This window comes from Mesorhizobium sp. RCAM 05099 (genome assembly GCF_059683685.1).
The window spans coordinates 200,342-210,981 of record NZ_JCASJC010000002.1; the positions used below are offsets into that span (position 1 = coordinate 200,342).

Genomic DNA, 10,640 nt, shown 5'->3' on the forward strand with positions numbered 1-10,640 from the left:
TTGCGTTGCGTTCAACAGGGCAGGGGAGGGGGCTTTTCGCGATCGGCTACAGGCCACTCGCCTTGGTGAGATTGACGCGGAACCGATCTCTTCGGCGCTGATACCGGCGGGTCATTTCGGCGGAGGCATGGCCGAGCTGCCTTTGCACATAGCGCTCGTCGACCTCGGCTGACGAGGCCAAGCCCGCGCGCAATGAATGGCCGGCGAACTTTTCCTTCCGTTCGCCTTCCGGCAGGTCGCCTCGGACACCAGCGGAAAGTGCAGCGCGTTTGACCAGCCGTGCCACCTCCTGGTCGTTCAGCCGCTCCGAGCCAACCGCCTTGCCTTGCCCGGTGACGCGCCGGAACAGGGGGCCATGGCCGATCCTGGCCAGTTTCAGCCAGGTCTGCACGGCGACAACCGGGCAGGTGGTATCGGATGAGCCGCGGCCGATCTCGACCTCGCGCCAGCCGGTCTTTCCGCGCAATGTGACGAGAACGCCTTTGTCCAAGACCTCGATCCAGCCGCGGCCGTCCTCGGTTTGATCCCTGGCAACGTCGAGGCCGACGATTTCGGAGCGGCGCAGGCCTCCGGCGAAACCCAACAGCAGCATGGCGCGGTCGCGTAGGCCACGCAGCGTGCCGCGGTCAAGCGTCTCGAGCATGGCAATCAGATCCTCCGGAAGAATGGCTTCTTTCTGCCGGGGAGGGGCGGCGTGGCTGTTGCGAATGCCGGCCATGACGGTGGCGATGTGTCGATCCCTTCTGTCCAGCGGCTGCCCACGCTGAGAAAAATTCCAGGTCAGGGAAGAGAGACGTCGCTCGATCGTCGAGACGGCGTTCGGTTTGGTGTTTCCTGTTCCCTTACCGGACGCGCAAGCCGTGATGTAGAGGCCGACGACCTGCGGATCTGGCGGCAACACCTCGAGATTTTGCCTGCGCGCCCAGGCACGGAAATGCTTCCAGTCCGCGGCGTAGGCGCGACGGGTGTTGGCCGAGCTTGCTGCCTCAACGTAATCGCGAGCGCGCGCGGCGAGCCCTTCCAGATAAGGCGGAACGCCAAACGCTGGCTCCAAACCGGACGTCGGCCGCGGCCCATACGCCGTCTGCGGAGCAGGCGAGGGGGGATCAACCGGTGCCTGGCTCATTTCCATCACCACGCCGATGATATCCGGCAGGTCGTCGACGCTTGCCTCGTCTTCTCGGGCGATAGGTCGCTCCTCGGATTTGCGGTCCATCATGCCACCTCGATGTCGGTGTGCACGAAATCATTGCCCTTGAACAGCAGCGGGATGTCATAGAGCTTGGCACAAGCGTAGGCGAAGCAATCGCCCATATTCAGATCCGCCTTGTGCCGGCCCTTGCCGAACCGATGGAACGCCCGGATGGCTTCGCCCCCGATCGCGCCATTGATCTCGATCATTTGCGCAGGAATCTCGTCCAGCATCAGGGTGACAAGTTCCTCCGCCTCTTTGACCGGGCAGGCACGTTTGCGCGCCAGGCCGGCCACGGCCTCATACACAACGATCGGCGAGACGCGGACACTTCCGGCCTGACCGAGGCGGGCCGCAAGCGCCAAGCCATCGTCTTCGTCGCCGATGATGGCAATGATGGCCGAGGCGTCGACAAACATCAGCTATCTCCCGACAGGTCGTCGAAAAAAGCCTTGTCGGCTTGGGCGCCGGTTTCGGGAAAGGCGCGATAGCGCTCGGCAAGCGCCTTCAGCCGCTGGGGCAGGGGGATTGCGCCGCGGCTGCGCTGATACTCCTGTTCCACGGCGTCGCGGATCGTTTCGGTAAGGCTCATGTTCTTGAGCTTGGCCAGTCTGCGAACCGCCGCATCGGTGCGGTCGTCCTTGACGGAAAACGCCATCCCCATACTCCGTGTTCTATACTGCTATACGATCCTATATAGATCCTCCGCCTATCCTCCGGCAAGGAAATCTTTGGCCTGGCGAGTTGACGGAGGGGCGGGAGCAGAGGCGCGGTGACGCTTTTGGGGGAAGCTACAATGGCCACGCCGATGCCGCACACGCTGGGCGATCGCGCGACGAGAATTGTCGCCCACACGGCCGTGCTGTGGGACGGCGCGGAAGCGTCCCCGGCACGTTTTCGGGATTTTGCTCGACGAGAAGCACATTTCTCCTGGGCAGACGAGAATGATCGATAATGCAAGATTATCGTTCGTTGTGTTTGTGCGACAGGTACAGCGCTTTTTGCCTATTTCCGTTGCCAGAAGCGCCGCCATGATTCATCGTGACTGAGATGATTCTGCGTCCCAAATCCTCTTTACGCCACGTGGCCCTTCCCGGTGCCACGGCGGTCGCACCGATCATGGCGGTGCCGGCATGGTTGCGCCGGGCCATCCCGGATGCGCAAAACCTTGCGGGAAAAGATGTTGAGGAGGTCGCGCTCGCCGCCGGCGCTACCATTGGCGCGCTCGATGCGATGGTGCGACGGCAGGAGCGGTGGGCTGGCGCCTGGCGGCAGAGGCTGGCGGTTTCGGCGGCCGCGGCAACGGCGAAGCAGGCCGGCCGCGTCGAGGATGAAAGCGCGCTGCGCGACGCCGTGCTTCACACACGACCGGGCGACAATCCCGGGCCCGCCGGCAGGATGCTTGTGGCCTGGCGCAGGCTGGCCGCAACGCCTGCGGAGAAACTGCTCACCGAGGCGGGCATCGGCGCGGTGCTGGATGACCTCGGTCTCTTGCGTAGTGATGCGGGCGTGAGCGACCTGACGGACGATCTTCGGCGGCTCGCCGCCAGTGACGGGACGGTGGAAATGATGACCGGCGCCATCGCGATCGCCGAACGCCACGGCTTTGCAGGCGCCCTGGGAGCCTGGCTCGCCGACGCCCTGCTGGCGCAACGACTGGGTTGGGCACACGCGGTGCCGCTGCTGGGCGCGGAAGCGACCTCGGGAACGGGCGCTCGCCCGCGTCGATCGGCGGCCAGCTCGGTGGCGACAAGCATTTCGACAGATCGTCAGCGTGCGAAAGGTCTGCTTGCCGCCCAGGCACGCGCTGCGCTGCGCGCCATCGATCTTTCCGCGGAGCTCGAGCGCCGCGCCAACCGGCTGCTTGCCATTGCGCCGAAACTCAGGGCCAAGGCAGCGGACGCCGTTGTCAAAAGGCTCCTGTCCGACGATGCGATCGTTGCCTCGGAAAAGATCGCCGGCATGAGTGACCGTGGGCTGCGCCGCCTGTTCGACCGGCTGGTCGAACTCGGCGCCGTCCGCGAACTTTCCGGCCGCACCGCGTTCCGCATTTACGGGCTTTGAAGACTATGGCGGAAGCGGTGCGCAGACGAGGAAAGGATCGGCCTGATGACCATCTGTTCGATCGCGAACTGGATCATCTGCCGCCGGAGGTGCGTTGGCGGGAATGGATGCTCCGCGTCGAGGCGACAATTTTTGCTGCCAGCGAGCCCGTCACGCGCGACACGCTCGCCCGCATCGTCGGCAGAAGTTGCAGCATCGACCTCCTCATCGACGACATCCGTGAAGAACTGCGCGGACGACCCTATGACCTCGTCGCCGTCGCCGGTGGCTGGAAGCACCTAACCCGGCCTGCCTATGCAGACGCCATCCGCAGTGCGGTCGGCGGCAATGAGGGCGCGACAGACCTCACGCAGTCAGAGGTGCTGGTGCTGATGTGCGTTGCCTATTTCCAGCCCATCACCCGCGCCGAGTTGTCGTCTTTCTTCGGCAAGGAGATCAGTCGCGATTTTATTGGTCATCTGCGCGGTGCCGGCCTGATCGCTTGCGGTCCGCGTAGCCCAACGCCGGGCGCCCCCTACACCTACGTGACGACAAAGGAATTCCTGCTGGAGTTCGGGCTCGACACGCTGCGTGACCTGCCCGACTTCGAGGCGCTCGAGGATGCCGGACTGCTGTCGAAGGAGAGGGTGCTGGGCGGTGAAATCATGCCCGACTTTGCGGCCGGCCAAGAGGACGTTGGAGACGAGTCGAGCGAATGACCGCGCGTTGACGACGGACGACCGCTGCGTTTGCTTTTACGGGATCGATCGGCGGTATGCGGTGGTCGGAACATTTCGGCCGTGGACCGAAATTCATGCGGAGTTCGTTTGTCATCAATGCGCTTGATGTCCGCCATTCCTGGCGATTCGCAGCCTTCCCGAAAGCGGTCATCGCTCAACCCACCCCGAAGGCCTAGTCGGGAGGGGTGCTGGTCCACTTTCGAGCAGACATATTTTCGCTCGGTGCATCGGCGCTAGTTGAAGCACATGGACTGGTGCATGTTTTCTGTCAAGTTTCGCAGTCTACCAGCCCAACGCACTGTCAACTGCGAAGGCCGTCACGGATGGACGAGAAATAGCGGTCGGTTCCTACCTGCCCGCCCTTCAACGCAACCTCCAGCCCGTCGATCGCTTTGACGTGCGAATGAGCAACGCAAAGTGGAGAACCAGGCGAGGCGGGCAGAGGCATCCTGACAGTCAGCGCGTCGACACCCATTTGTCCCAGCGCATGGCTTGACGTGTCACCGCCGGCAATGACCACGCGGCGCAAGCTCTGCTCCTCAGTCAATTGGCGCAGCAGCGCACCAAGGCCGCGGCCAAGCTTGTGGCGGGCGCCTTCCTGGCGGTCGATTTCGGCGCCCCTGTCGGCGGCGGGGCCAAGCGCGGTGTAGAGGATGACGCTCCGCCCGGCTTGCAGGCTGGCGCGGCCGCTTGCCGCCGCACGCGCGATTGCCTGCTCCGAAGCCTCCGAAACCAGTTCGACGGGATCGACCTCGATGCCGTCGAAACCGTCGCCCAGGGCATGCCGGATCTGTCGTTCGGTGGTAGGCGAGCAACTGCCCGACACGACAGCGATCCGGTCGGCGGCGCCCGGCGGCGTGAAGCCTGGTCCAGGGCTGATGATGTCACTCGACGCCCATTCGGCCAGCAACGCATACTCGATGCCGGACGAGCCGACGACGAAAGAGCCGCCCGGCTTGCGGACGCGCCAGATCTCCTTGCCGGCAAGTGCCTGGGTCTCCCGGCTGTCGACGTCGACAAGCACGATGGCCGCGCCATTCTCCACGAGGCGATCGAAGGCTTGCGACCGCGATGCGGACTGCAGCGTCGCCAGGTCAAGCAATCCCGAGGAAAGCCCGGTCTGCCGCGACAGATGGATCAGCAGGTCGGATTCATCCATCGGCGTCGTCGGGTGGCGGCTCATCACCGGATGGCGGTCGATGCGGAAATACTGGTCGCGATAGGCGGCGAACAGGTGGCCGAAGGCGGTGTAGCGCTTGAGCTGAGGCGCGCCGACCAGCAGCGGCACGCTGTCCTGCGCGAAGACCAAGCGGCCGATCTCGATCGCCCGGCCGATGCTGCCGGTCGTCGGGCTGGAATCGAAGGTCGAGCAGACCTTGTAGTGACAGATTTCGGCGTTCAGCGTCTTCAGCCAGGCGAAGGCGTCGGTGAGATGCGTGTCCATCCACCGTGGCGTCTCGCTGCGGCTGGTCCCAGCCAGGCCGATCGCCCGGCAATGGCTGAACCGCGCAAGCTGGGCCTCGTCGGGCTGCCTCATGAACAGCACGGTCGGCACGCCGCCGAGTTCGAGCGCCTCCATGACATCGGTCGAGCCGGTGAGGTCGTCGCCATAATAGCTGAGCAACAGGTTTTGCATGGCGTCAGGCTGCCTTGCCATCGCCGAATTTTTCGATCGATCGCGCCAGTTCAGGATGCTTGAGGGCGAAGTCCGCCAGCGGAATGCCGTCGACGGCCGCTTGCCAGGCTTGCTGCACGGCGCGCACGCCGGCGCCCGGCCCGTCCGGATGGCTGACGATGCCGCCACCGCAGAGATAGAGAAGATCGACCGTGCGGCCGGTGCGTTGATAGGTTTCGGGTGCCTGTCCGCCCCACTGGCCGGAGCCGGCGACCGGCAGGGCGCAGTCCTCAGGCGAAAAGATCGGTGTCGTCACCGCCTTGAAGGAGGCGACGAACGAGTCATCCGGCTCCCAATATTTCGAGGCGATGCCGTTGATCTGGAACTGATCGACGCCGAGCAGCCGCCAGAACTGCTGCCAGACCTTGAAATCCATGCCGAGGCCGGGATGGCGGGTGAGAATGTCCCAGCCATTGCGATGGGCGTGCAGCACCAGGCTGGAGCGCTTTCTTAAGTAGGCCACGCCGCCGAAGCCGATCGAGTTGATGTTGACCACCGCGCAATTGCCGCCGGCCTTCGCCACCAGATCGTGGTTGCGCATCATCTGATCCGGGTCGGCATGGGAGATGCCAAAGGCATACATGATCTTCTTGCCGGTCTTCTGCTCGTGGTCGAGGATCAGCGGCATGATCGCCTTCACCCGTTCCGCCAAGGGCGAATAGGCCGGGCTCATCAGCTTCTCGTCGTCCTTGATGAAATCGACGCCGGCTGCGATCAGCTCACTAACCATCGCCGCCGTCTCGTGCGGCCGCAGTCCCAGCGCCGGCTTGACGATGGTGCCGATGATCGGGCGATCCGCGACACCGGTCAGCCGGCGGCTGCCGGCAACACCGAACTGTGGACCCGGATGGGCGCCGCGATATTCGTTCGGCAACTGCATGTCGACGACGCGAATGCCGGACAGGCCCTTGATCGAATACGTGCCGCCGATGGCGATGGTCATCAGCGCCGCAAGATCGGTGCCGATGGCATCGAAGGGAAAGGCGATGTCGACGTCGGCGCGCTTGAACGGTCCATCGCCGGCTTGCGGAATGGAGGATCGGATGGCGTCGGGCAGCTGCCGTATCGCCAGCACGCGGGCCGCCACCCTGGCCTTCAGTTCCTCGGTCTCGCCGGGCAACGCCACGAAGGTGCCGGTCGACTGGTCGCTGGCGATCTTGGCTGCCAGCGCTTCGATGCTTTCAGACGTTTCGATGCGATAGGTGAGGGTGATCATGGTCCGCTGTCTCAAGCCAAGGCGTTCGAAAAAGATTCACCGATGCTCGAAATCTGGTATAATGAGTACATAAGTATTGCAAGGCATATCCGGCTGGAAGTTTTGGGTCGGTCGAACGACGGCAATTTCCGGGAATTGTGGCGGCAGTGTTAGATAGGGCCGGGTCAAGGGAGTGATTCGCGACGATGAACCGTTCGGAACCGATTGTCCGGCGCAAGCTTTCCGACGAGGTCTTCTTGCGGCTGAAGCGCCTGATCACCAGCGGCGAATTGATGCCGGGCGACGACATGCCCTCGGAGCGCGAATTGATGGAGCGCTTCGAGGTCGGCCGCCCTGCGATCCGCGAGGCGATGCAGGCGCTGAGCAATATGGGCCTCGTCGCCATCTCGCATGGCGAGCGCGCCAAGGTGCTGCAGCTGACCGCGAAGTCGATCATCAAGCAGGTCGATGGCGCGGCCAAGATCATCCTCTCGTCATCGAAGGACACGCTGGAGCACCTCAAGACCGCGCGCATCTTCTTCGAGCGCGGCATGGTCCGGGAAGCCGCCGAAAAGGCCACCGCCGAGGACGTGCAGCGGCTCAGGGCCACCGTTGCCGAACAGCGCGGCTTTCGCGGCGACTCGGAAGCCTTCATCTCCGCCGACATGAAATTCCATACCCAGATCGCGACGATCTCCGGTAACCCGATCTATGTCGCCGTCAGCGAGGCCATGCTTGGCTGGCTGAAGGAATATCACACCGAAATGCTGATCTGGACCGGCAAGGAACAGTTCACGCTGACCGAGCACGAGGAGATCATCGGCCGCATCGAGAAGAAGGATGCGGACGGCGCCGAGAAGGCGATGATCAAGCATCTGGAGCGCTCGCGCGCGCTCTATGTGATGAACTCGGAGAAATAACGTTCAGCTGATCCGCGCGATCGCGTAAGGTGTCATCACGAGATGACCCAGGCCAAGCGCTGAAAGGTCGACCGGCACGTCGTTCGCGGTCAGGTTCGCCAGCAACATGACTGTCTTGCCCGAGGCAGGGCGCCCAGCCAGCGCCAGCACCCTGGTCTCATCGCTGGTTTTCGCCGCGACATGTGCGAGACCGGCCAGTTCGCAAAGCTCCTTGATGGCCTGGAAGATCGGCCGGGGTGATCGTTCCGCGACGGGTTCCCCGGATGCCGCGAGCACGCCGAAGGGTCCTGCGAAGCCGGAGAGGGTCAGCATCTCCAGCCCGGCGGGTGCGACGCGCGCGGCATAGCCGATCGTCCATGCGGCTGCGAACAGGCCGGCATGGCGGGGATCGCGGTCGGCCATGGCAATGCGGTGGCCATGCGGATTGGGCTTGGTGGCGCCGCCATAGGGGTTCTGGCGCATGGCAATCGTCGACGGGCCGATCCGGTAGGGTTTTGTCCCGAAGATCGCCCGGGTCGACTGGGTGATGAACGGCAACGCCTCCAGCGACTGCATGACGCTGAGATCGTCGGCGGCGTGCACGATCGGGCAGGTGCAATGGGTGATGAAGTCGAGCAGGTCCGCCGGCACGCGCTTGCGGTTGAGCTCGGTGAAGTAGCTGAACATGCCGCCACCGAGGCGAATGTAGGGGAAGGCGCGCCGCGCGGCGGCGTAGACGTCTTCGAGCGGCGGGCATTCTGGCCACGCACTGCCCGGCGGCGTCGACTGCCGGTCGACCGAAGGCGAGACGGCAATGGCCGAGAGTTTCAGCCCTGCCTGGCGCACCATGCCGGCGACGACTGAAAGTTCAGCGTCGAGGTCGCCCGCGCCGGCGACGACGCATTCGAGCGTCGTCCGCGCCGGGTAGGCTGCCGCGAGCCGGGCAAACGAGCGCAAGGCGTCGAGCCCGTGGCCGCGCGTCGGATCGTAGTGGAACAGCAGCTGTTGCGGGCCAAGCGTCGAAAGCAGCGGCAGGTTCACCAGCGCCGTCTCGACATCGTCCGGATAGATGATCACGCCGACATCGGGCAGTGCCGGACCGGGCTCGCCGAGTTCAACGCGGACCGGCTCGCCGGCCACGGCGCCAGCCGGCGCTTTACCTTCATCCGTGATGCGCAGGCTGATCGTCTGGCGACTGGGCTCGCCGCCCGGCAGCACATAGGGCCACGGCAATGCCAGCGGCCGCACATAGGTCTTGTAGGAGGCGTCGGACCAGTTGCGCTGATCCTCCATTTCGAACGTGTCGCCCTCCATCCGGCATTCGGCGCTGACGCCGGGTCGCACTTCATGCGTGATCGCGCGCAGATCCTTGAAAGGCTGCCAGGGGTCGATGAGCAGCGGAAGCTTGGTCGCCACCACGCTGCCGTCGGTGTGCTCGACCGTCACGGGGCTTCCGGCGAGGCCGGCGATCGGCTGCAGGATGCAGAAGCCGCAGCGATTGGTTTCGAAATCGCTTTCGGGAAGGGCGCTGACATCGAACACCAGTTCGCCGCTGGCAGTGCCTTTGATGGTGGCGTGGAAGCCGAGCCGGCTTGCGTCAGGCCCCACGCAGCTTGCCGAGTAGCTGACCGAGAAGGCGTCTGCGCCCTGGTCGATGACCAGATCGGTCAGTTCAGGCTCGTAGGTGCCCCAGTCGCGGTCGCGCACGATATAGGCGATGGCACGCAGCACTTCGAGGCCGCCATGGCGGATGGTGCGCAGATTGCCGTTGACGAAGTCGGCGCTGAGCAGGCCCGCACTCAGCCTGACCGGCTTGGCCTCGACGGCACGCGTACCACAGAGGAGGAAGGCGTCGGCGGTCATTTCAGCAAGGCGTCGAGCTGCACCGGTTCGCGGCTCGCCGCCCCGGCATAGGCGGCCTCGACCAGCGCGAAGGTCTTGAGATTGTCGGCGCCCGAAGTCGCGGGCTCGGTTACCTTCGCCGGGCAGTCGACCCAGTGTTTCTGGATGGCGACGACGCTTTCCTGGATGTTGTGCCGGGGACGCGACGCCCAGGGGAGAAGCGGCGGCGAGACGTCGCTGAACACCGTGCCGCTCCTGCCGGTGACGGTGAGCCGGTAGCCCTGGGCCAGCCGGATCGTGCCGTCGCTGCCGTCGATCTCGATCAGCGTTTCGGGAAACGGCTCCACGGCGAGACTGGTCGCATAGCTGCAATCGACCACCGACGTGGCGCCACCGGCATGGTCCATCAGCATGGTCGCCACGTCCTCACCGGCGATCGCCTGGTTGATGCGAGCCGTCCTCGCGGTGATCGTCGAGACGTCGCCCAGCAGGAAGCGGGCGATGTCGAGGATGTGGATGCCTAGATCCTCGATGATGAAGCGCTTTCCCGTCGCCAGATAAGGCTGGCCGGAAAACACGTCATAGGCGGAGCGGAAGGAGATGCGGCCGAAGAAGGGCGTGCCGATCTCGCCGCTGTCGATCGCGGCGCGCACCGCCTGGATCGCCGACTGCCAGCGAAAATTCTCATGCACCATCAAAGGCACACCGGCTTCCACGCAGGCCTTCACCATCGCCTTGGCGTCGGCAAGCGTCGGCGCGAACGGCTTTTGGCAGATCGCCGGCACGCGATGCCGCGCCGCCAGCTCGACCAACGCTCGATGGCTCGGCGCGGTGGTGGCGATATCGACAAAGTCCAGCGTCTCGCCTTCAAACAACGCGGCCGCATCGGTATAGCGCCGGGCGATACCGAACTGGTCGCCGACGATCCGCAGCCGTTCCGGGTCGCGGTCGCAGATGGCGATGATCGAGGCGCCCTCCAGGTCGCGCCAGGCATGCATCTGGTTGATGGCAAAGAAGCCGCAACCGATCAGTGCTCCGCGCAGTTCCGTCATGC

General features: G+C 64.5%; 10 protein-coding genes. 3 read left to right on the forward strand and 7 right to left on the reverse strand.

The genetic code is table 11. From position 1 onward, the window contains the following. Nucleotides 1-46: 46 nt before the first annotated feature. From AC56QQ_RS35735 to AC56QQ_RS35745, 3 genes are read right to left on the reverse strand one after another with little or no spacing between them, the layout of a single operon-like run. Complete coding sequence (locus tag AC56QQ_RS35735; RefSeq protein ID WP_497129429.1) at nt 47-1,219, reverse strand: site-specific integrase; 1,173 nt, start codon at nt 1,217-1,219, stop codon at nt 47-49. Beyond that, nucleotides 1,216-1,611 carry a type II toxin-antitoxin system VapC family toxin gene (locus tag AC56QQ_RS35740; RefSeq protein ID WP_489863751.1) on the reverse strand — a complete coding sequence of 132 codons (396 nt, stop codon included), beginning with the start codon at nt 1,609-1,611 and terminating at the stop codon, nt 1,216-1,218. The genes AC56QQ_RS35735 and AC56QQ_RS35740 overlap by 4 nt, the downstream gene beginning before the upstream one ends. Further along, the gene (locus AC56QQ_RS35745; protein WP_497101079.1) at nt 1,611-1,850 is read right to left on the reverse strand and encodes a type II toxin-antitoxin system VapB family antitoxin; all 240 of its coding nucleotides are present in this window, start codon (nt 1,848-1,850) and stop codon (nt 1,611-1,613) included. The genes AC56QQ_RS35740 and AC56QQ_RS35745 overlap by 1 nt, the downstream gene beginning before the upstream one ends. 392 nt (nt 1,851-2,242) lie before the next feature. Here AC56QQ_RS35745 and AC56QQ_RS35750 point away from each other — a divergent pair, with 392 nt between their 5' ends. Further along, on the forward strand, nt 2,243-3,256 hold the full coding sequence (locus AC56QQ_RS35750; protein WP_497129677.1) for a DUF1403 family protein: 1,014 nt from the start codon (nt 2,243-2,245) through the stop codon (nt 3,254-3,256). Between the two features lie 5 nt (nt 3,257-3,261). After that, nucleotides 3,262-3,954 (forward strand): SMC-Scp complex subunit ScpB, encoded by a 693-nt coding sequence (gene scpB / locus AC56QQ_RS35755; protein WP_497129431.1) that lies wholly within the window; start codon nt 3,262-3,264, stop codon nt 3,952-3,954. A 322-nt stretch (nt 3,955-4,276) separates the two neighbouring features. Here scpB and AC56QQ_RS35760 read toward each other — a convergent pair whose 3' ends face one another. Continuing rightward, nucleotides 4,277-5,611: a four-carbon acid sugar kinase family protein gene (locus AC56QQ_RS35760; protein ID WP_497129679.1), complete on the reverse strand. Its 1,335-nt coding sequence runs from the start codon at nt 5,609-5,611 to the stop codon at nt 4,277-4,279. A gap of 4 nt (nt 5,612-5,615) precedes the next feature. Beyond that, nucleotides 5,616-6,866 carry a 3-oxo-isoapionate-4-phosphate decarboxylase OiaX gene (gene oiaX, locus AC56QQ_RS35765; RefSeq protein ID WP_497129433.1) on the reverse strand — a complete coding sequence of 417 codons (1,251 nt, stop codon included), beginning with the start codon at nt 6,864-6,866 and terminating at the stop codon, nt 5,616-5,618. Nucleotides 6,867-7,051: 185 nt separating this feature from the next. Between oiaX and AC56QQ_RS35770 the strand changes: the two genes are divergently transcribed. Beyond that, nucleotides 7,052-7,765 (forward strand): transcriptional regulator NanR, encoded by a 714-nt coding sequence (locus tag AC56QQ_RS35770; protein WP_497129435.1) that lies wholly within the window; start codon nt 7,052-7,054, stop codon nt 7,763-7,765. Nucleotides 7,766-7,768: 3 nt separating this feature from the next. Here AC56QQ_RS35770 and apnL read toward each other — a convergent pair whose 3' ends face one another. Next, the gene (apnL, locus tag AC56QQ_RS35775) at nt 7,769-9,607 is read right to left on the reverse strand and encodes a D-apionate lactonase (RefSeq protein WP_497129437.1); all 1,839 of its coding nucleotides are present in this window, start codon (nt 9,605-9,607) and stop codon (nt 7,769-7,771) included. Then, a complete protein-coding gene (locus tag AC56QQ_RS35780) occupies nt 9,604-10,638 on the reverse strand; it encodes a Gfo/Idh/MocA family protein (protein ID WP_497129439.1) in 1,035 nt (344 codons plus the stop codon). The genes apnL and AC56QQ_RS35780 overlap by 4 nt, the downstream gene beginning before the upstream one ends. Between the last annotated feature and the right edge of the window lie 2 nt (nt 10,639-10,640).

What these genes read in the sequence shown, in the direction of transcription:
- AC56QQ_RS35770 (WP_497129435.1), top strand. Translation starts at nt 7,052, where the DNA reads ATGAACCGTTCGGAACCGATTGTCCGGCGCAAGCTTTCCGACGAGGTC.
- scpB (WP_497129431.1), top strand. Translation starts at nt 3,262, where the DNA reads ATGGCGGAAGCGGTGCGCAGACGAGGAAAGGATCGGCCTGATGACCAT.
- AC56QQ_RS35760 (WP_497129679.1), bottom strand. Translation starts at nt 5,611, where the DNA reads ATGCAAAACCTGTTGCTCAGCTATTATGGCGACGACCTCACCGGCTCG.
- AC56QQ_RS35780 (WP_497129439.1), bottom strand. Translation starts at nt 10,638, where the DNA reads ATGACGGAACTGCGCGGAGCACTGATCGGTTGCGGCTTCTTTGCCATC.
- AC56QQ_RS35735 (WP_497129429.1), bottom strand. Translation starts at nt 1,219, where the DNA reads ATGATGGACCGCAAATCCGAGGAGCGACCTATCGCCCGAGAAGACGAG.
- oiaX (WP_497129433.1), bottom strand. Translation starts at nt 6,866, where the DNA reads ATGATCACCCTCACCTATCGCATCGAAACGTCTGAAAGCATCGAAGCG.
- apnL (WP_497129437.1), bottom strand. Translation starts at nt 9,607, where the DNA reads ATGACCGCCGACGCCTTCCTCCTCTGTGGTACGCGTGCCGTCGAGGCC.
- AC56QQ_RS35745 (WP_497101079.1), bottom strand. Translation starts at nt 1,850, where the DNA reads ATGGCGTTTTCCGTCAAGGACGACCGCACCGATGCGGCGGTTCGCAGA.
- AC56QQ_RS35740 (WP_489863751.1), bottom strand. Translation starts at nt 1,611, where the DNA reads ATGTTTGTCGACGCCTCGGCCATCATTGCCATCATCGGCGACGAAGAC.
- AC56QQ_RS35750 (WP_497129677.1), top strand. Translation starts at nt 2,243, where the DNA reads ATGATTCTGCGTCCCAAATCCTCTTTACGCCACGTGGCCCTTCCCGGT.